Raw genomic sequence first — 18,956 nt, 5'->3', positions numbered from 1 at the left:
TCCACAATAATGTCTCTTAACGGGCACGGAACCGTTATCTATGGAGTGTTCTATGTCGACACATACCCTCACGCAAGCCGAGCCCCGTCGCTGGGCAATGTTTATTATCCTGCTGGTTGGCGCATTTTTGCCTCCGCTCGATTTTTTTATTGTCAATGTGGCACTGCCTGCAATTCAGGGCGAGCTGAGCGCCACGTCCTCTGCTGAACAGCTCGTCATTTCGTCCTATGCTGCCGTTTACTCGGTAACGTTAATCACCGGCGGACGGCTGGGGGATATTTACGGTCGCGGGAAGATGTTTTTTCTGGGGCTCATCGGTTTTGCTGCGGCATCGCTGTTGTGCGGTTTAGCCTGGTCACCGTGGGTTCTGATAACCGGGCGCATATTACAGGGCGCCACGGCCGCGATTATGGCTCCGCAGGCGCTGGCTTCCGTTCAGGCTATTTTTCCGGAGGCGGAAAAACCGCTCGCGCTGAGTATCTATGGCGCGGTGTTTGGTCTGGCTTCCGTTATCGGGCAGGTATTGGGCGGAGCCCTGCTTTCAGCGGATCTGTTTCATCTGGGATGGCGGGTTATTTTTCTGGTTAACCTGCCGGTGGCGATGCTGGTCATTCTTTTTGGACTGCCGCTGCTAAAAGAGACGCGCGCGCAATCTGCACAGCGTCTGGATCCCGTCGGAATGCTGCTGGCAACCGTCACGCTGAGTGCGCTGATTGTGCCGTTAATTGAAGGCCGCGAGGCGGGATGGCCCTGGTGGACGTGGCTGTCATTTCTTGCTGTGCCTCTGCTGGCGAGGCTGCTGTGGCGTTATGAGCGGCATCTTAGCCAGAGCGGTGGTTCACCGCTGCTCGATCCTTCCGTGCTGCGCGCGCCGGGGCTGGGGCGGGGGCTCACAGTCGTTTTGCTGTTTTATTCGATTGGTGCCTTCTTTCTGTTATTTTCTGTTTATCTCCAGGATGCGTTGCATTTAAACGCCCTGACGGCGGGACTGATTTTTCTGCCCTTTGGCATCGGCTTTCTGATCGGACCGTTGCTGACGCCGTACCTGAGGCGGTTTGTCGGAAATTACTTAAGCGCCATCGGGATGGGCTGCGAGACGGTGGGGCTGGCAGGCCTTGCGTGGCTGGTTGCCCACACGCTGACAGGGCGCCCGCCAGCCATGTTGCCGCTCGCGGCACTGCTTTTAGTTACCGGTCTTGGACAAGGGCTGGCAATGCCGACGCTGGTGCGCATGGTGACGGGCCGCGTGGCGCCTGCGTTCTCAGGCACGATCGCCGGCGTGACCAGCTCGACGCTGCAAATCAGCACCGCGCTGAGCGTTACCATCATCGGCGGCATTTTTTACAGCATGTTGGACGCTGGAAAAAGTGAAGCCGCTATCACGCACGCCTTTATCGTCTCCCTTCTGACCATGGCGGTATGCCTTGCCATAGGCGCAGGACTCAGCGTCCGGCTTATCAGGTATGCTTCGTGGGGACGTTTTCCAGAGCATAAATCAACGTGTTAAAAGAGACATCATCATGAAAAAATCGATAGTTCCTGACGCATTCCAGCATTACTTCGATGACTGGCACTTTTCCCCCGTCATCGAAGCTGATGGCACAGTCTATCTCTCAGGGGTGACCGCAGCGCGCAGGGACAAACCCATAAGCAAGGAGCCGGAAGAACAGTTTCATGATGCCTTTTATAAGCTGGGTGTGTATCTGAACGCCGCTGGCTTAGGCTATGAAAACATTCTTGAGATGACCACTTTTCATATTGATCTCAAGAAACATATCGCTGTTTTTTCTAAAGTGAAGGATGAGTATGTCAAGGCGCCATACCCGGCATGGTCCGCCATCGGTGTATCAGAGTTCATTCCGGAAAATGCCCTGGTGGAAATGCGGATCGTGGCAAAAAGATAGTTTCGGTCGTATGGGCTAAAAAGAAGGCTTGCTCGCCACCCGCGAGCAAGCCACACCCCTTAGCGATACAGCGTCTTTTCCGCAACCGGAATAAGTAACGCAGAACGCCAGTCTGCGAGCGTCAGCTGCGCGAGCTGACCCAGTGCGGTATAAAACGGATGCCCGGCGTTGTCGACAAACACCGACAGGAAGCGGGTGCTCCACGGCAGCAGGTGCCACGCCAGAAGCCGATCGCACTCCGCTTCACGGCCATTCTCGGCCAGCCACGCCGCCAGCAACAGCAAGGTGCCGAAATGATCTTCCGGTTCATTCTGCTGCATTTCAAATGCGATATTATTCTCACGCATCCACTGTCGCAGCGCGAGGGTCGAGTCGCCAAACAGCACGGATTCGCGGTCAAGCCAGACGGAACCCCACGGCGGTGCGGGCAGGGCATAAGGGCCAATAAACAGCCGTTGCCACGCGTCCGTCAGCGTCTCATCGGAAGAGGAGGCAAAGGTATCGGCTACGGGGCGCAGCGTTTCCGAAGGCAGGGGCCAGTCCTGAATCCAGTCGCCCGCGGTGAGGGCCTGCACCAGCGGCGCGGCCTGCTCGCTGTCGGGAGAAAAATAAAACAGTGCGCCCAATACCCGGGCACTAAACGCGAACGATTCACGTGGTGAGACATCATTCATTACAACCTTCCTTTCTCGCGCGGAAGATGTCCGCGCGACTGCGTTAACCGATAATACTGACCATAGAATAAACCACGGTCTCGCGTTTCACCCTCTACACCTTCTCGATCTGCACCAGATTGGTGTGCTGCGGGTTGCCTTTTGCCAACGGTGACGGGCGGTGCGTGGTCAGCGTATTGATGCACGAACCGTGGTCGATACGATCGCCACTCATATTGGCATCGTGCCAGGCGCCCTGGCCCATGGCGCTCACGCCGGGCATGATGCGTGGCGTCACTTTCGCTTCGGTTCTCACTTCACCGCGATCGTTAAAAACGCGCACCGTATCGCCGTTTTTAATGCCGCGTTTTTCGGCATCGACAGGATTAAGCCAGACTTCCTGGCGGCAGGCCGCTTTCAGCACGTCGACGTTGCCGTAGCTCGAGTGGGTTCGGGCTTTGAAGTGGAAGCCAAACAGCTGCAGCGGAAATTGTGCGCGCTCGGGTGCATCCCATCCGTCAAAGGTCGAGGCGTAAACGGGAAGGGGGCTGATGGTCTCATCCTTTTCCAGCTCCCAGGTGGCGGCAATGTTCGCCAGCCTGCTGGAGTAGATTTCAATCTTGCCCGATGGCGTTTTCAGCGGATTGGCCTCCGGGTTCTCGCGGAATTTTTTATAGGCCACAAAGTGTCCGTTTGGATCTTTACGCTTGTAAATACCCATTTTTTTCAGTTCGTCATAGGACGGCAGCTTAGGGTCTTTCTCAAGCATTTTGGCATACAAGAACTGCAGCCACTGTTCCTGCGTGCGTCCTTCGGTGAATTTCTGATGGATGTCGGGCCCGAGGCGTTTTGCCACTTCGCTCATTATCCAGTAGATAGGCTTACGCTCAAACTTCGGCGCGGTCACGGGCTGGAGGAAAATCAGGTAGCCCATGTTGCCTGCATAATCGTTAGGAATAATGTCTTCCTGCTCGACGGTCATCAGGTCCGGCAACACGATATCGGCGTACTTCGCTGACGAGGTCATGAAGTTGTCGATGACGACAATCATTTCGCACTTGCTTTCGTCCTGCAGGATCTCGTGAGTTTTATTGATATCAGAGTGCTGGTTAATAATGGTGTTGCCCGCATAGTTCCAGATGAACTTAATAGGCACGTCAAGCTTATCTTTCCCCCGCACGCCGTCGCGCAGGGCGGTCATCTCCGGCCCGCGGGCGATGGCGTCCGTCCAACTGAAGCAGGAGATTTGCGTTTTGACCGGGTTGTCCGGCAGCGGCATACGTTCAATGGTGATGGTGTAGGTTGACTCACGCGCGCCGCTGTTACCGCCGTTGATCCCCACGTTCCCAGTCAGAATAGGCAGCATGGCGATGGCGCGGGACGTCAGCTCGCCGTTTGCCTGGCGCTGTGGTCCCCAGCCCTGACAGATGTAGGCCGGCTTCGCGGAGCCGATTTCGCGGGCAAGCTTAACGATGCGATCCGCCGGAATGCCGGTGATGCGTGAAGCCCACTCTGGCGTTTTCGCCGTGTGGTCATCGCCCTGGCCGAGAATATAGGCCTTGTAGTGACCGTTAGCGGGCGCGCCTTCCGGCAGCGTTTTTTCGTCATAGCCGACGCAGTATTTATCCAGGAACGGCTGGTCCACCAGGTTTTCGTCGATCAATACCCATGCAATGCCCGCAACCAGGGCGGCATCGGTACCCGGACGGATCGGGATCCATTCATCTTCGCGTCCGGCTGCGGTATCGGTATAGCGCGGGTCGATGACAATCATGCGCGCGTTGGAGCGCTCGCGCGCCTGCTCCAGATACCAGGTAATCCCGCCGCCGCTCATGCGCGTTTCCGCCGGGTTATTGCCGAACATCACCACCAGTTTGGTGTTTTCGATGTCGGACGTGCTGTTACCGTCGTTGCTGCCGTAGGTGTAGGGCATCGCGCAGGCGATTTGCGCCGTGCTGTAGGTGCCGTAGTGGCTCAGGAAACCGCCGTAGCAGTTCATCAGGCGCGCCACCAGCGAAGCGTAAGGGGAGGAGCGGGTGATATTGCCGCCGACGATGCCGGAGGAGTAGTTAATGTACACTGCTTCGTTGCCGTATTTTTTGACCACGTCTTTCAGGCTGGCGGTGATGGCGCTCAGGGCTTCGTCCCATGTGATGCGCTCAAACTTGCCTTCGCCGCGTTTGCCCACGCGCTTCATCGGGTAGTTCAGACGATCGGGGTGATTGATACGACGGCGAATAGAACGTCCGCGCAGGCAGGCACGCACCTGATGGTTACCGTAAATATCCTCGCCGGTGTTGTCCGTTTCGACCCAGTAGACCTCATCGTCGCGGACGTGGAGGCGCAGCGCGCAGCGGCTGCCGCAGTTGACCGAACAGGCTCCCCACACCACTTTATCTTCCGCAGGCTGGACGGCGGTTTGCACTGCAGCAGCGGCAGTTTTCAAACCAAACGGTAATGAGAGTCCACCCGCGGCAAGCGCCAGCGAACCCATCGCTGTAGATTTAACAAGCGTTCGGCGGCTAATACCGCCGTGATGATCGACCTCAGACATGGCTCACCCCAACATTGAGATTACGTATTATTTTTACCCGTGATTACAACCGGGCTAATGATGGGGTGAGTGTTACTTATTTTGAGGTACTAAACGTTAATCCTTATCAAATCAATGGACATTGAGCGGGAAGTTACTGAGGTTCGCTCGGCGCATTGTCCTGGCTGCCAGAGGCAGCACCGCTTCCTGTGCGGGTGTATAAAATTTTAAAGGTGTCGTTGGCACAATGCCCAACCACCTGTGCATCCGGCTGGTCTGCCTGATCGTTTGGCACGATGTTCAGCGTAAAGCCAGACTCAGGCACGCCGTTGTTGACGATCTTCTGCTGAATGTCGCGCTTCACGCGCTCGCAGGAGTCCGGTGCCGCCAGCGCGGCCGTTGAAGCACTCATTAACAGCAGGGCGGTAATCCAGGGTAACCGTTTCATCTGTAGCTCCTTTCTCTGTGTAGAGATTAATTTTAGCAGGCTTCGTGTAAACATCTGTATTTGCTAATATGATTGGGAATAATCTCTCTGAAACGGTAATAGATGTGAAGAAATACGCAGCGATATCGCTACTGGCAGCAACACTGGTGGGGTGCGACAACAACTCCGCGCCGCTGTCGTATACGCCTGAGATGGCGAGCTTTTCTAATGAATTCGATTTCGACCCGCTGCGCGGTCCGGTGAAAGACTTTACCCAGACCCTGTTTAACGACAAGGGCGAAGTGTCAAAGCGCGTGACCGGTACCCTGTCGACAGAAGGGTGCTTTGATACGCTGGAACTGCACGATCTTGAGAACAACACCGGCGTGGCGCTGGTGCTGGATGCAAATTACTACCTGGATGCCGAAACCCAACAGCAGAAGGTGAAGCTGCAGGGGAAATGTCAGCTGGCGGAATTACCCTCAGCCGGGGTGACGTGGGAGACCGACGATAATGGATTCGTCGTCGCGGCGCACGGCAAGGAGATGGAAGTGAAGTACCGCTACGATGCGGATGGCTATCCGCTGGGCAAAACCACCGTCTCTGGGGACCAGCACTTATCCGTACAGTCGACACCGTCGAAGGATCTGCGCAAAAGAATGGACTTCTCGGCCGTGAGTGTGTTGAACGACAAGCCGCTCGGCAATGTGAAGCAGAGCTGCGACTACGACAGACATAATAACCCGGTGAGTTGCGATCTGACGATCACCGATGACAGCGTTAAGCCCGCCGTTGAGCGCAAGTACACCATCAAGAACACGATTGAATATTACTGAGAGTAAAGCCGCGCAGGTTACTGCGCGGTAGGTTTCAGCAGGCTGGCGCCTGACGGCTTGTGTCCGGCCAGGTGCTGGTGCTGGAAGATGCACATGCGGATGGTGTTGCGGTATTCACCGTTGATGAAGAACTCGTGAATCAGTTCGCCTTCCACCATAAAGCCCAGCTTGCGGTAGATATGGATCGCTTTCTCGTTCTCTTTATCCACGATGAGATAAAGCTTATAGAGGTTGAGAACGTTGAATCCGTAATCCATCGCCAGCTTTGCCGCTCGTGAGGCAAGACCTTTCCCCTGGTGCTCAGGCGAAATGATGATCTGAAACTCCGCCCGGCGGTGAACGTGGTTGATCTCCACCAGCTCGACCAGACCGGCTTTTTCACCTTCACACTCAACCACAAAACGGCGTTCGCTCTGATCGTGAATGTGCTTATCGTAAAGATCCGACAGCTCGACGAAGGCCTCGTAAGGCTCTTCGAACCAGTAGCGCATCACGCTGGCATTGTTGTCGAGCTGGTGGACGAAACGGAGATCTTCACGCTCCAGCGGGCGAAGCTTAATGTCATACAGTGCAGGCATCAGGGTGCAACCGTGCGGCCAGTGCGACGATCCAGGCAGCGCAGGGTGTTTGGCTCCCAGTAGGCGTTGACGTTGGCGCTTTGCTGGCACTTATCACGCGCGTCGAAAGCGACATCTTCTTTGTCCCACTCTTTCTCGGCACGCGTATTAACCTTCTGACGAAGGCTGCGAGTGTCATTCCATTGTTCTTTGTCCATCGCCGCGTTCTGACGGCTTTGTGCGCTATCGCCGGATTCAATAATCAGCTTGCTGGTTTCGGCGGTCGCCGTCGCGGTGAAAGCGAGCGTTGACAGCGCCAGCGCGGCGGTCAGACAAAGGCGTTTGCTTAATGTAGTCATAGCGTTTCCTTTTTAATGGGGGCAGATAATCACGTTACCCTGTTCAGATTCTACACCAAAGCGAGATAGCGTCATACCCGCGGTTATCATCGGGTAAGATGGTTAAATCAATCCTCACCAGAAGAGAATTATGTTCAAAACCACGCTGCTTTTTTTTGCTACCGCGCTCTGTGAAATCATTGGCTGCTTCTTGCCCTGGCTGTGGCTGAAGAAGGGGGCATCCGTGCTGCTGCTCATCCCCGCGGCTGTTGCGCTGGCGCTGTTCGTCTGGCTGTTAACGCTTCATCCGGCCGCGAGCGGACGCGTCTACGCCGCGTACGGCGGTGTCTATGTCTGTACTGCGCTGCTGTGGCTACGCGTCGTGGATGGGGTCAAACTCAGCGTCTACGACTGGGCCGGTGCCCTGGTTGCGCTCTGCGGGATGCTGATCATCGTGGCGGGATGGGGGCGCACCTGAGCGCCCTGATTTTGTGATCTCTCGCTGATATTATGATCAATATACTTGTATGGTAGTTGCGTAATTGCGTAAATTTCCTGCATCACAACATGCGATGTAAGGAAAGGAATTATGAAAATTGTCGCGGCTGACGTATTCGTTACCTGCCCGGGGCGTAACTTTGTCACCCTCAAAATCACTACTGATGAGGGGATCGTGGGTCTTGGCGATGCCACCCTGAACGGACGCGAACTCTCTGTCGCGTCCTATTTGAAAGATCACCTGTGTCCGCAGCTGATTGGCCGCGATGCGCACCGTATCGAAGACATCTGGCAGTTTTTCTATAAAGGCGCTTACTGGCGTCGCGGCCCGGTCACCATGTCGGCTATCTCCGCCGTTGATATGGCACTGTGGGATATCAAAGCCAAAGCGGCCAACATGCCGCTCTACCAGCTGCTGGGGGGCGCATCCCGTGAAGGGGTGATGGTCTACTGCCACACCACCGGGCACACCATTGACGACGTGCTGGAAGATTACGCCCGTCATAAAGAGATGGGCTTTAAGGCGATCCGCGTGCAGTGCGGCGTGCCGGGCATGAAAACCACCTACGGCATGGCCAAAGGGAAAGGCCTTGCCTACGAACCTGCCACCAAAGGCGACTGGCCGGAAGAGCAGCTGTGGTCAACTGAGAAATACCTCGATTTCACTCCGAAGCTGTTCGACGCGGTGCGCAGTAAATTTGGCTTCAATGAACATCTTCTGCACGACATGCACCACCGCCTGACGCCAATCGAAGCGGCGCGCTTCGGCAAGAGCATTGAAGCGTTCCGCATGTTCTGGATGGAAGACCCAACGCCTGCGGAAAATCAGGAATGCTTCCGCCTGATCCGCCAGCATACCGTCACGCCAATTGCGGTGGGTGAGGTGTTCAACAGCATCTGGGACTGCAAGCAGCTGATTGAAGAGCAGCTTATCGACTATATCCGCACCACCATCACTCACGCGGGCGGGATCACCGGAATGCGCCGCATCGCGGACTTCGCCTCGCTCTACCAGGTGCGCACCGGCTCGCACGGACCGTCCGATCTGTCGCCAATCTGTCACGCCGCGGCGCTGCATTTCGACCTGTGGGTGCCGAATTTCGGCGTGCAGGAATACATGGGCTACTCCGAACAGATGCTGGAGGTCTTCCCGCACAGCTGGCGCTTTGATAACGGCTATATGCATCCGGGCGACAAGCCGGGGCTGGGCATCGAATTTGATGAAAAGCTGGCGGCGAAATACCCCTACGATCCGGCCTATCTGCCGGTAGCCCGTCTTGAAGACGGCACGCTGTGGAACTGGTAAGCGAGGAGCGAACGATGAAAAGCGTAGTGATTCAACAGCCGAACCAGTTGGTGATTGAAGAGCGGCCACGCCCGGAGCCAGGCGCAGGCGAAGTCCGCGTCAAAATCATGCTGGCAGGAATTTGCGGCTCAGACAGCCACATCTACCGTGGACATAATCCGTTTGCGAAGTATCCGCGCACGATCGGCCACGAGTTCTTCGGCGTGATTGACGCCGTGGGCGAGGGCGTCGACAGCGCGCGACTGGGGCAGCGCGTCTCGGTTGATCCGGTGATCAGCTGCGGGCACTGCTACCCGTGTTCCGTCGGGAAACCGAACGTCTGCACCTCACTGGTGGTACTGGGCGTCCATCGCGACGGCGGCTTCAGCGAATATGCGGCTGTGCCCGCTAAAAATGCCTGGCCTATCCCGGATGACATTCCCGATCGCCACGCCGTCATGGTTGAGCCCTTTACCATTGCCGCCAACGTAACGGGGCAGGCGAAACCGACGGAACAGGATGTCGCGCTGATTTACGGCGCGGGCCCGATGGGGCTGGTCACCGTGCAGGCGCTGAAGGGCGTCTATAAGGTGAAGCAGGTTATCGTCGTCGACCGCATTGATGAGCGGCTGGCAATGGCCCGGCGCAGCGGCGCGGACTGGGTCTTTAACAACGACGAGCAGTCGCTGCAGGCCGCGCTGGAGGAAAAAGGCATCAAACCGACGTTAATCATTGATGCCGCCTGTCATCCGTCGATTTTACAGGAAGCCATTACCCTGGCCTCCCCGGCGGCGCGCATCGTGCTGATGGGCTTCTCCAGCGAGCCGAGCCAGGTTGTGCAGCAGGGCATCACCGGCAAAGAACTGGCGATCTTCTCTTCGCGCCTCAACGCCAACAAATTCCCGGTCGTGATTGACTGGCTGGAAAAGGGGCTGATCGACCCGGAAAAACTGATCACCCATACCTTTGACTATCACCACGTCACAGACGCCATCGAACTGTTTGAAAAAGACCAGCGGCAGTGCTGCAAAGTCTTGCTCACGTTCGCTCAATAATAAAACACGCGGTTAAGAGCCTGCGCAGACAGGCTCTATGTGGTACGCATCTTACCTTTTAGAGATAGCCATTATGACGCAAGCACAACCTCAACGAACCACCTCCGATCTGGTGAAAGCCGCCGTCTCCGGCTGGCTGGGCACCGCGCTGGAGTTTATGGATTTCCAGCTTTATTCGCTGGGTGCCGCCCTGGTATTCCACGAAATCTTCTTCCCGGAACAGTCTGCCGCGATGGCGCTGATTCTGGCGATGGGGACCTACGGCGCGGGCTATGTCGCGCGTATCGTCGGGGCGTTCATCTTCGGCAGAATGGGTGACAGCATTGGCCGTAAAAAGGTGCTGTTCATTACCATCACCATGATGGGGATCTGCACCACGCTGATTGGCGTGCTGCCGACCTACGCGCAGATTGGGATTTTCGCGCCGGTCCTGCTGGTGACGCTGCGCATTATTCAGGGGCTGGGCGCTGGCGCGGAGATATCTGGCGCTGGCACGATGCTCGCGGAATACGCCCCGAAGGGGAAACGCGGCATTATCTCCTCGCTGGTGGCGATGGGGACCAACTGCGGGACGCTGAGCGCAACGGCCATCTGGGCTGTTATGTTCTTTGCCCTCGACCGTGAAGAACTTGTCGCCTGGGGCTGGCGCGTACCCTTCCTCGCCAGCGTCGTGGTGATGATCTTTGCCATCTGGCTGCGAATGAACCTGAAAGAGAGCCCGGTCTTTGAGAAAGTGAACGACGCAGAAACTGTCGCGCCGGTGGCTGCCCCGGAAACCTCCCTGGGTGCGATGTTCAAAAGCAAATCCTTCTGGCTGGCAACCGGGCTGCGCTTCGGGCAGGCGGGTAACTCGGGTCTGATTCAGACGTTCCTGGCGGGCTATCTGGTACAGACGCTGCTGTTCGATAAGGCAATTCCCACCGATGCACTGATGATTAGCTCTGTCCTCGGGTTCATCACCATTCCTCTACTGGGCTGGCTGTCTGACAAGGTAGGGCGTCGGCTGCCGTACATCATCGTTAACACTTCCGCCATTCTTTTGGCTTACCCCATGCTGTCGATTATCGTCGATAAGAGCTACGCGCCGGGGACGATCATGCTTTCTATTATCGTCATTCATAACATTTCGGTACTGGGGCTGTTTGCGCTGGAAAACATCACCATGGCTGAGATGTTTGGCTCACGTAATCGCTTTACCCGCATGGCTATCTCCAAAGAGGCGGGCGGGCTGGTGGCGGTGGGCTTTGGTCCGGTACTGGCGGGGATCTTCTGCAACATGACCGGATCCTGGTGGCCGATTGTCGCCATGCTGGTGGCCTATTCCGTGATTGGGCTGGTCTCGGCAATCCTGATGCCGGAAGTGCGTGACCGCGATTTGAGCGCGGCAGAAGATGCGGCGGAAGCGCCCCGGCGCGAATCAGTTGGCTATGGCGCACTCTCGTCACGACGTTAATGGTTTATATCCTGAGTGACTTATCACACAACTTTTCGATCATGTCACACCACATGGACAAAAGTTAATATAAATCAATATCTGAAATTGAAGTATCAGTATGGTTGATGGCAGTTATTTTTTTACCCCAACTGCCATTCTAGTTGGTGTAGTCAGCAGGCGCTGCCGCGTTGGAAGAAGAGCGGCAGCGGATCGCAGCTTTCATTAATTAACGAGTCTCAATCATGGAAAACCGGTTATTACAGGCGAAAGCGACGCTGCCCCAGTACGATCGCGGCAGCCTCCAGGCGCGCATTGTTCATTTAGGGTTCGGCGCATTTCACCGTGCCCATCAGGCAGTGTATGCCGATATTCTCGCGGCTGAACACGGCAGCGACTGGGGATACTGCGAAGTGAATCTGATTGGTGGCGAACAGCAAATTGCCGATCTCAACGCGCAGGATAACCTCTACACCGTCGCGGAGATGTCTGCCGATGCCTGGACATCGCGCGTCGTCGGCGTGGTCAAAAAAGCACTGCACGCGCAGGTTGACGGGATGGAAGCCGTACTGGCGGCGATGTGTGAACCTCAGGTCGCGATAGTCTCCCTGACCATCACCGAGAAAGGCTACTGCCACTCCCCGGCGACCGGACAACTGATGCTCGATCATCCGTTAATCGTCGCCGACCTGACAAACCCGCTTCAGCCGAAATCTGCCCCTGGCGTCGTGGTTGAAGCGCTGGCGCGTCGTAAAGCGGCAGGTCTGCCTGCTTTCAGCGTGATGTCCTGCGACAACATGCCGGAGAATGGTCACGTCATGCGTAACGTAACCTGCGCCTACGCGCGCGTCGTAGACGGCGAACTGGCGGACTGGATAGAAGCCAACGTGACCTTCCCGTCAACGATGGTGGATCGCATTGTGCCTGCAGTCACCGCCGATACGCTGGATAAAATTGAGCGGTTGACCGGCGTGCGCGATCCGGCGGGCGTGGCCTGCGAGCCGTTCCGCCAGTGGGTTATTGAAGACAACTTTGTTGCTGGCCGTCCGCAGTGGGAAAAAGCAGGTGCCGAGCTGGTCGCAGACGTCATCCCGTTCGAAGAGATGAAGCTGCGTATGCTCAACGGCAGCCACTCGTTCCTGGCCTATCTCGGCTATCTGGCAGGGTATCAGCACATCAACGACTGCATGGAAGATAAAAACTACCGTGTAGCCGCGCGCGCGCTGATGCTAAAAGAGCAGGCTCCCACGCTGAAGGTGAAAGGCGTCGATTTAGGCCACTATGCTGACCTGCTGATTGCGCGCTACAGCAATCCGGCACTGCGTCACCGCACCTGGCAGATCGCGATGGACGGCAGCCAGAAGCTCCCGCAGCGTATGCTGGACTCCGTGCGCTGGCATCGAGTGAACCAGAAGCCTTTCCCGCTGCTGGCGCTGGGCGTGGCTGGCTGGATGCGTTATGTCGGCGGTGTGGACGAGCAGGGTAATGCCATTGAGGTGAGCGACCCGCAGCTGGCGGTGATTCAGGCGGCAGTAAAGGGAAGCGCAGAGGGGCAAAGTCGCGTTAAGGCGCTGCTGGGCATTGAAGCCATTTTTGGAAACGAACTGCCGCAGGATGTCGTGTTTGTGAATGCGGTGATGGAGGCCTATCAGACGCTGCTGCAGAAGGGGGCGAAAGCCACAGTGGCGCAGTACGCGGTACAACCCTAATGTATTTCATGCCGCCGCTGGCGGCGGCATGAACCTGCACGCTTAGTGCATTCCCAGACGAATCAGTTCGATCGGTTCGTACCTGCCTTCACTTCCTTCCACTTCAACCGTTTTGCTGCGGCGCACCTGCGCGGCGTCCAGCCCCTCGCTGTGAATCGCTTTAATCACGCCGGTGCGGCCGGTGCCGCTAATCATGACCCGGCTACCGGTGGTAATGGCGTTACGGTTACGGTCGTATGTCATCATGGTATTTTCTCCTCTCTTACTCTTCGCTACGGCGCTATTTTACCTGCTGCCGTTCACGGGCATTATTAATACGCCTCTCGCCGCATAAATTATTTGCTTTTGATCAAGCTCACACTTTTTTTATCCTCAGTGCAGCCCGCTGACGGTTCCGGACGGTAATTTACAAAGCCGACAGTTATTTTCCTTAATGGATAATTTCACCCTGCAAGCGTTGAGGGTTTGTTTATATTGCCAATGGCACTCTTGAGCCAGGAAATAATCCTCTCATCGGAATAAGGAGTCAGGCTTATGTACAAGAAAATATTGATGCCTGTAGACGTGTTTGAAATGGACTTGAGCGATAAAGCGGTTCGCCACGCGGCTAACCTGGCCAAAGCCGAAGGCGCGACGATTACCCTGGTCAACATTCTGCCTAACAGCAGCCGCTCGCTGCTTCGCGGGTTTAACGCGGACATAAAGAAGTTTGAAGAGTATATGACCGCGGAGTCCGAGAAAAAAATGACGGCGTTAAAGCGGCTCTTCGATATTTCGCCGAATGATATTCACTGCAAAGTGTGTTTTGGCAACGTGCGTGATGAAATTATCAGGCTCAGCAAAGAAGGGGAGTATGACGTTATTGTCATCGGGTCGAAAAATCCGAGCATCACTACCCATCTGCTGGGGTCAAATGCGGAATCTATCCTGCGCTACGCCACGATCCCGGTATTAGTCGTTCGCTAAATACATCGCCGCACCCGAAAGGTGGCGGCGAATATTACTCTTCGCTAAACCACTCGCTATTTTCCTGACGAATCAGCTGCACGGATTCGCTAATTTCCTGAAGATGCCGCGTCATCGCGGTTTCCACGCCGTCCGCGTCGCGCTTTTCCAGCGCGTTGAAAATATCGTGATGCTGTCGGAGCAGCATTTCCGGCGGAGAGACGTGATCGAGACTCATATAACGCACGCGGTCGATGGTGGCCTTGATGTTTTCGATGGTATCCCACGCCAGCTGGCAATCCGCAATTTGCGCCAGTTTCTGGTGGAATTCATCATCAAGCTGGAAGAAGTCGTTGAGCTGCTTGCGATCAATCGCAATCCGCTGCTGATGGAGGTTTTGCTCCAGCAGGTAACACTGGTTGTCATCGATAAGCGCTGCGGCACGACGTGCCACTGCGCATTCAATGGCCTGGCGGACGAAACAGCCATTACGGACTTGCGAAAGGGAAATCTTGTTCACATAGCTGCCGCGCTGGGGGCGGATCTGAATCAGGCCATTTTCAGCAAGTTTGATAAACGCCTCGCGCACCGGCTGACGGGACACGTCAAAACGCACCGAGACCTCTTTTTCAGAGAGCGGCGTTCCCGGCGGGATCAGGCAGTGGACGATATCGCGTCGTAAAATACGATAAATTTGCTGGTTAACGGGCTGGGTAGGATTGAGTTGCGATTCAGCGGCCATGGGTTGTGATTTCTCAGAGAGTTAACCTGTACATACTACCATTCTTTTGCCTGCCATCACATACCCGGCCCGCAGGCCGGGAAGGGCGTAATTAGCCTCTATGGACGCTAAGTCCGGCAAAGCTCTGGCTGACTGGCATCATCTCTACGGTGTTGATGTTGACGTGTTTTGGCAGCGTCGCCACCCACCAGACCGTTTCGGTGACATCTTCCGGCGTCAGCGCGTTAGCATTTTCGTAGGTTTTGCCCACTTTCGCGTCGTCGCCTTTGAAACGTACGTTGGAAAACTCGGTGCCACCCACCAGGCCCGGCTCGATATCGGTAACGCGAATGGCGGTGCCGTGCAGATCGGTACGCAGGTTAAGGCTGAACTGGCGCACAAACGCTTTCGTCGCGCCGTAGACATTGCCGCCCGCGTAAGGCCAGCTCCCGGCAGTCGAGCCGATGTTGATGATGTGACCGCGGTTGCGCTCGACCATACCCGGCAGCACGGCGCGGGTCATATACACCAGCCCTTTGTTGTTGGTGTCGATCATGTTTTCCCAGTCTTCAACGCTGGCTTTGTGGGCGGGCTCCATGCCCAGCGCCAGACCGGCATTGTTAACCAGCACGTCGATGGCGCGCCATTCTGCTGGCAGATTAGCAATCATCTCTTCAATAGCCGCGCGGTTACGCACGTCCAGCTGCGCGGTCAGGATGCTGTCACCTAACGCCTCTTTCAGCTCCTGAAGACGTTCCTGACGGCGACCGGTCGCAATCACCTTGTGTCCGTTGGCGACGAAGCGACGCGTGATGCTTTCACCAAAACCCGCTGTCGCCCCGGTAACTAAAATAATCATCTCACTGTTCCTCAACGCTTTTTGTGTTGTATTAACATAGCACGCTCTCAGGCGCGCCGTTAAGGCAACATTTGTATGACGCCATTGCAGGCCGGGGCTGCCTGTCCTACTCTGGGGAGATATACCGTTCTCAGGAGTGAAAGATGTCGGCCAATAATCCTTTTTTTAACATTAGCCTGTTGCCTTATCAGGCGCCGCGTTTTGATGAGATTAACGATACTCATTATCGCCCGGCCTTCGATGAAGCGCTTCGCCAGAAGCGGGCGGACATTGCCGCCATTGTCGCGCAGACCGCTGCGCCAGACTTCACTAACACCGTGCTGGCGCTGGAGAAAAGCGGCGCTTTGCTCGCGCGCGTCAGCAGCGTATTCTTCGCCATGGCCTCCGCGCACACCAATGCGTACCTGCAGGAGCTGGAGGAGCAGTTCTCTACCGAACTTGCCGCGCTGGCGAACGATATCTGGCTGAATGACACCCTTTTCGCCCGCGTGGAGAGCGTCTGGCAGGATCGTGCTGCGCTGGACGCTGAATCTCTTCGGCTGGTCGAGGAGACATTCCAGCGGTTTATTCTGGCCGGTGCGCGTCTAAATGAGACGGAAAAAGCCGAGCTGAAGGCGCTGAATACCGAGGTGGCCTCCCTGACCAGCCAGTTTAATCAGCGCCTGCTGGCTGCCAATAAGGCGGGTGGGCTGGTAGTGGATTACGCGCATCAACTTGAGGGGCTTAGCGCAGACGAGATCGCCACTGCCGCGCAGGCCGCTGCGGAGAAGGGGCTAAACGATCGCTGGCTGATCCCGCTCCTGAACACCACCCAGCAGCCAGCGCTATCGGCGCTGCGTAATCGCCAGACGCGCGAAAACCTGTTCAACGCAGGCTGGACACGTACCCAGAAAGGGGATGAAAACGACACTCGCGCGCTGATCCTCCGTCTGACGGCGCTACGCGCGCGGCAGGCCCGGCTGCTCGGATTTGACGATTATGCCAGCTGGAGCATCGCCGATCAGATGGCGAAAACCCCGGCCGCCGCGCTGGAATTTATGCGCGGCATTGTGCCTGCCGCCCGCGCCCGCGCGGAACGCGAGCAGGCCGATATTCAGAAAGTCATCGACGACGAGCAGGGCGGTTTCACCGTGCAGGCCTGGGACTGGGCCTTTTATGCGGAGCGCGTGCGCCAGGCAAAATATGCCCTCGATGAGTCGCAGATCAGGCCCTACTTTGCGCTCAATACCGTGTTGCAGGATGGCGTATTCTGGGCAGCCAGCCAGCTGTTTGGCATTCGCTTCGTCGAACGCTTTGATATCCCGGTGTATCACCCGGACGTGCGCGTATGGGAAATTTTCGACCACACCGGCGAGGGCATGGCGCTGTTTTACGGTGACTTCTTTGCCCGCGATTCCAAGCAGGGCGGAGCATGGATGGGGAATTTCGTCGAGCAATCCTTCGAGTTTGCTGCCCGTCCGGTGATCTACAACGTCTGTAACTACCCAAAACCGGCGAATGGCGGGATCGCGCTTCTCTCCTGGGATGACGTCATAACCCTGTTCCACGAGTTTGGCCATACGCTGCACGGTCTCTTTGCCAGCCAGCGTTTCGCCACGCTTTCCGGCACCAATACGCCGCGTGATTTTGTTGAGTTCCCGTCGCAAATCAACGAGCACTGGGCCAGCCATCCACAGGTGTTTACCCACTATGCGCGCCATTACGAAACCGGTGAGCCGATGCCGGACGCGCTGCGGGAAAGCATGCTCAACGCGACCCATTTCAACAAGGGTTATGACATGACGGAGCTGCTGGGTGCCGCGCTGCTGGACATGAACTGGCACGGGATTAGCGAAGCCGTTTCGAACGTTGACGCGTTTGAAGCGGAAGCGTTGAAAAAAGAGGGACTGGATCTGCCCGCCGTCCCGCCACGCTATCGCAGCAGTTACTTTGCGCATATCTTTGGCGGCGGCTATGCGGCGGGCTATTACGCCTATCTCTGGACGCAAATGCTGGCGGACGACGGCTATCAGTGGTTTGTCGAGCAGGGTGGTTTGACTCGCGAAAATGGACAGACATTCCGCGAGGCGATTTTGTCTCGTGGGAACAGCACGGATTTAGCTGAACTGTACCGTAACTGGCGTGGACACGACCCGAAGATTGAGCCTATGCTGGAAAATCGCGGGTTAAACGAGTAGCGTGAATTTTGCTGAATATAGAACCGGGCGCGATGCCCGGTTTTTTTATATAGCCTGGCAGCTTACGGAGGCGATAATTTTATTCCCACCAATGTTGCCCATAATCAGATCGAGTAATTTTCGATATTCCTCTCGAGTCATGACTTCGGCCCGTATTTCCGTGGTTCCTGTTATTTCCGTCGTAGCTGAAGAAATCGCTTTCAGGCCTAACGTCAACTCTTTTGCCATATTTACCACGCGCTGCCGTACGACGACACCATGTTCGTCACTGCAGGTGATTTTCAGGATGTAGCATTTCTCACCCTCATTAACCGCAGGAACCTGATTAATGCGTTGAGCGGCTTCGCGAAGCAATATGTTGGCGCACAGAATAATTAAGCTGGCCATGGCGGCGTTCCAGAACTGGCCTAATCCGCATAATACGCCTATACCGGCAGAGCACCACAGCGTTGCGGCGGTATTTAACCCACGAATATTCATTCCTTCACGCATGATCACGCCAGCCCCAAGAAATCCTATTCCGGAGACAATCTGCGCCGCGATGCGTCCTGGGCTATCGGGCGAGGTGGATACGGAACTCAAAATAAACACCGCCGCGCCGGTGGCAACCAGAGCATTGGTTCTAAGCCCGGCCATTCGCTGACGCCATTGTCTTTCCGCGCCAATAATCGCGCCCAGCAGCATCGCTGCGAGCAGATGAGAGATATAAGGGAACATAAGCCTGTCGCCTGTTAACATATTTCAAATAAGAAGCATCAGTGCGGCGTAAAGCACAGTGACACCGTTAAACGCTATGTCTGTCAGGACGAAGGTGGCGGGAAGAGGGTGTTATTAAACATGAACATCGCGATTACCCACAAATTAAGCGGTACGTATTGTGTCGGGATGCAATCGCTGAAAGGAGATTGCTGCCCACCGTGAGGGTAAGCAGCGAAAATATCGCGTTAGCTTACCTTCGTATTCACTATAAAATGACTTTCCAACGAAGGGCTCCTGTAAGATTTCTTGCCAGTATAATCACGCTTTA

General features: G+C 56.0%; 19 protein-coding genes. 10 read left to right on the top strand and 9 right to left on the bottom strand.

Features of this window, described 5'->3' with window-relative positions; translation table 11 throughout:
• Positions 1-52: 52 nt before the first annotated feature.
• Together KK102_RS02310 and KK102_RS02305 are read left to right on the top strand one after the other, a co-directional pair.
• Complete coding sequence (locus KK102_RS02310; protein WP_216356864.1) at positions 53-1,507, top strand: MFS transporter; 1,455 nt, start codon at positions 53-55, stop codon at positions 1,505-1,507.
• A 13-nt stretch (positions 1,508-1,520) separates the two neighbouring features.
• Positions 1,521-1,904, top strand: coding sequence for a Rid family hydrolase (locus KK102_RS02305; RefSeq protein ID WP_010430656.1), 384 nt, complete (start codon positions 1,521-1,523; stop codon positions 1,902-1,904).
• A 59-nt stretch (positions 1,905-1,963) separates the two neighbouring features.
• Here the strand turns inward: KK102_RS02305 and dmsD are convergent, their stop codons facing one another.
• The 3 genes from dmsD to KK102_RS02290 form a co-directional block, all read right to left on the bottom strand.
• Positions 1,964-2,578: a Tat proofreading chaperone DmsD gene (gene dmsD / locus KK102_RS02300; protein WP_216356863.1), complete on the bottom strand. Its 615-nt coding sequence runs from the start codon at positions 2,576-2,578 to the stop codon at positions 1,964-1,966.
• Between the two features lie 94 nt (positions 2,579-2,672).
• On the bottom strand, positions 2,673-5,111 hold the full coding sequence (ynfE, locus tag KK102_RS02295; protein ID WP_216356862.1) for a selenate/tellurate reductase subunit YnfE: 2,439 nt from the start codon (positions 5,109-5,111) through the stop codon (positions 2,673-2,675).
• A 133-nt stretch (positions 5,112-5,244) separates the two neighbouring features.
• Complete coding sequence (locus KK102_RS02290; RefSeq protein WP_126544549.1) at positions 5,245-5,538, bottom strand: DUF1161 domain-containing protein; 294 nt, start codon at positions 5,536-5,538, stop codon at positions 5,245-5,247.
• Between the two features lie 104 nt (positions 5,539-5,642).
• On the opposite strand from KK102_RS02290, the gene KK102_RS02285 reads away from it, so the two are divergent.
• On the top strand, positions 5,643-6,353 hold the full coding sequence (locus KK102_RS02285; protein WP_216356861.1) for a YnfC family lipoprotein: 711 nt from the start codon (positions 5,643-5,645) through the stop codon (positions 6,351-6,353).
• 17 nt (positions 6,354-6,370) lie between these two features.
• Here KK102_RS02285 and speG read toward each other — a convergent pair whose 3' ends face one another.
• Positions 6,371-6,931 carry a spermidine N1-acetyltransferase gene (speG, locus tag KK102_RS02280; protein WP_042714685.1) on the bottom strand — a complete coding sequence of 187 codons (561 nt, stop codon included), beginning with the start codon at positions 6,929-6,931 and terminating at the stop codon, positions 6,371-6,373.
• Complete coding sequence (locus tag KK102_RS02275; protein ID WP_042714686.1) at positions 6,931-7,269, bottom strand: DUF1283 family protein; 339 nt, start codon at positions 7,267-7,269, stop codon at positions 6,931-6,933. The genes speG and KK102_RS02275 overlap by 1 nt, the downstream gene beginning before the upstream one ends.
• Before the next feature lie 130 nt (positions 7,270-7,399).
• Here KK102_RS02275 and KK102_RS02270 point away from each other — a divergent pair, with 130 nt between their 5' ends.
• The 5 genes from KK102_RS02270 to KK102_RS02250 all read left to right on the top strand — a co-directional run bounded on the left by KK102_RS02270 (position 7,400) and on the right by KK102_RS02250 (position 13,227).
• A complete protein-coding gene (locus tag KK102_RS02270) occupies positions 7,400-7,726 on the top strand; it encodes a YnfA family protein (protein WP_010430670.1) in 327 nt (108 codons plus the stop codon).
• Positions 7,727-7,837: 111 nt separating this feature from the next.
• On the top strand, positions 7,838-9,052 hold the full coding sequence (gene manD / locus KK102_RS02265; protein ID WP_126544551.1) for a D-mannonate dehydratase ManD: 1,215 nt from the start codon (positions 7,838-7,840) through the stop codon (positions 9,050-9,052).
• A 14-nt stretch (positions 9,053-9,066) separates the two neighbouring features.
• Entirely contained in the window at positions 9,067-10,086 is a 1,020-nt protein-coding gene (locus tag KK102_RS02260; RefSeq protein WP_216356860.1) for a Zn-dependent oxidoreductase, read from the top strand.
• 73 nt (positions 10,087-10,159) lie between these two features.
• Positions 10,160-11,539 (top strand): MFS transporter, encoded by a 1,380-nt coding sequence (locus KK102_RS02255; protein WP_216356859.1) that lies wholly within the window; start codon positions 10,160-10,162, stop codon positions 11,537-11,539.
• A 224-nt stretch (positions 11,540-11,763) separates the two neighbouring features.
• On the top strand, positions 11,764-13,227 hold the full coding sequence (locus KK102_RS02250; RefSeq protein ID WP_216356858.1) for a mannitol dehydrogenase family protein: 1,464 nt from the start codon (positions 11,764-11,766) through the stop codon (positions 13,225-13,227).
• A gap of 42 nt (positions 13,228-13,269) precedes the next feature.
• Here the strand turns inward: KK102_RS02250 and ydfZ are convergent, their stop codons facing one another.
• Positions 13,270-13,473, bottom strand: coding sequence for a putative selenium delivery protein YdfZ (gene ydfZ / locus KK102_RS02245; RefSeq protein WP_010430680.1), 204 nt, complete (start codon positions 13,471-13,473; stop codon positions 13,270-13,272).
• 288 nt (positions 13,474-13,761) lie between these two features.
• Between ydfZ and KK102_RS02240 the strand changes: the two genes are divergently transcribed.
• The gene (locus KK102_RS02240) at positions 13,762-14,193 is read left to right on the top strand and encodes a universal stress protein (RefSeq protein WP_126544555.1); all 432 of its coding nucleotides are present in this window, start codon (positions 13,762-13,764) and stop codon (positions 14,191-14,193) included.
• Between the two features lie 34 nt (positions 14,194-14,227).
• On the opposite strand, the gene KK102_RS02235 is transcribed toward KK102_RS02240, so the two are convergent.
• Both KK102_RS02235 and ydfG read right to left on the bottom strand, forming a co-directional pair.
• A complete protein-coding gene (locus KK102_RS02235; RefSeq protein WP_126544556.1) occupies positions 14,228-14,914 on the bottom strand; it encodes a GntR family transcriptional regulator in 687 nt (228 codons plus the stop codon).
• 91 nt (positions 14,915-15,005) lie between these two features.
• A complete protein-coding gene (gene ydfG / locus KK102_RS02230; RefSeq protein ID WP_126544557.1) occupies positions 15,006-15,752 on the bottom strand; it encodes a bifunctional NADP-dependent 3-hydroxy acid dehydrogenase/3-hydroxypropionate dehydrogenase YdfG in 747 nt (248 codons plus the stop codon).
• Between the two features lie 143 nt (positions 15,753-15,895).
• Between ydfG and dcp the strand changes: the two genes are divergently transcribed.
• Positions 15,896-17,929, top strand: coding sequence for a peptidyl-dipeptidase Dcp (gene dcp, locus KK102_RS02225; protein ID WP_216356857.1), 2,034 nt, complete (start codon positions 15,896-15,898; stop codon positions 17,927-17,929).
• Between the two features lie 45 nt (positions 17,930-17,974).
• Here the strand turns inward: dcp and KK102_RS02220 are convergent, their stop codons facing one another.
• Complete coding sequence (locus KK102_RS02220; RefSeq protein ID WP_420842077.1) at positions 17,975-18,667, bottom strand: MgtC family protein; 693 nt, start codon at positions 18,665-18,667, stop codon at positions 17,975-17,977.
• Positions 18,668-18,956 lie beyond the last annotated feature (289 nt).

Source organism: Enterobacter quasimori, assembly GCF_018597345.1.
Lineage (GTDB): Bacteria > Pseudomonadota > Gammaproteobacteria > Enterobacterales > Enterobacteriaceae > Enterobacter > Enterobacter mori.
This window is presented reverse-complemented; position numbering and strand designations above follow the sequence as displayed.

What these genes read in the sequence shown, in the direction of transcription:
- manD (WP_126544551.1), top strand. Translation starts at nt 7,838, where the DNA reads ATGAAAATTGTCGCGGCTGACGTATTCGTTACCTGCCCGGGGCGTAAC.
- KK102_RS02290 (WP_126544549.1), bottom strand. Translation starts at nt 5,538, where the DNA reads ATGAAACGGTTACCCTGGATTACCGCCCTGCTGTTAATGAGTGCTTCA.
- KK102_RS02235 (WP_126544556.1), bottom strand. Translation starts at nt 14,914, where the DNA reads ATGGCCGCTGAATCGCAACTCAATCCTACCCAGCCCGTTAACCAGCAA.
- KK102_RS02260 (WP_216356860.1), top strand. Translation starts at nt 9,067, where the DNA reads ATGAAAAGCGTAGTGATTCAACAGCCGAACCAGTTGGTGATTGAAGAG.
- KK102_RS02275 (WP_042714686.1), bottom strand. Translation starts at nt 7,269, where the DNA reads ATGACTACATTAAGCAAACGCCTTTGTCTGACCGCCGCGCTGGCGCTG.
- speG (WP_042714685.1), bottom strand. Translation starts at nt 6,931, where the DNA reads ATGCCTGCACTGTATGACATTAAGCTTCGCCCGCTGGAGCGTGAAGAT.
- ydfG (WP_126544557.1), bottom strand. Translation starts at nt 15,752, where the DNA reads ATGATTATTTTAGTTACCGGGGCGACAGCGGGTTTTGGTGAAAGCATC.
- KK102_RS02240 (WP_126544555.1), top strand. Translation starts at nt 13,762, where the DNA reads ATGTACAAGAAAATATTGATGCCTGTAGACGTGTTTGAAATGGACTTG.
- dcp (WP_216356857.1), top strand. Translation starts at nt 15,896, where the DNA reads ATGTCGGCCAATAATCCTTTTTTTAACATTAGCCTGTTGCCTTATCAG.
- KK102_RS02255 (WP_216356859.1), top strand. Translation starts at nt 10,160, where the DNA reads ATGACGCAAGCACAACCTCAACGAACCACCTCCGATCTGGTGAAAGCC.
- KK102_RS02220 (WP_420842077.1), bottom strand. Translation starts at nt 18,667, where the DNA reads ATGTTAACAGGCGACAGGCTTATGTTCCCTTATATCTCTCATCTGCTC.
- KK102_RS02250 (WP_216356858.1), top strand. Translation starts at nt 11,764, where the DNA reads ATGGAAAACCGGTTATTACAGGCGAAAGCGACGCTGCCCCAGTACGAT.
- KK102_RS02270 (WP_010430670.1), top strand. Translation starts at nt 7,400, where the DNA reads ATGTTCAAAACCACGCTGCTTTTTTTTGCTACCGCGCTCTGTGAAATC.
- ydfZ (WP_010430680.1), bottom strand. Translation starts at nt 13,473, where the DNA reads ATGATGACATACGACCGTAACCGTAACGCCATTACCACCGGTAGCCGG.
- KK102_RS02310 (WP_216356864.1), top strand. Translation starts at nt 53, where the DNA reads ATGTCGACACATACCCTCACGCAAGCCGAGCCCCGTCGCTGGGCAATG.
- ynfE (WP_216356862.1), bottom strand. Translation starts at nt 5,111, where the DNA reads ATGTCTGAGGTCGATCATCACGGCGGTATTAGCCGCCGAACGCTTGTT.
- dmsD (WP_216356863.1), bottom strand. Translation starts at nt 2,578, where the DNA reads ATGAATGATGTCTCACCACGTGAATCGTTCGCGTTTAGTGCCCGGGTA.
- KK102_RS02305 (WP_010430656.1), top strand. Translation starts at nt 1,521, where the DNA reads ATGAAAAAATCGATAGTTCCTGACGCATTCCAGCATTACTTCGATGAC.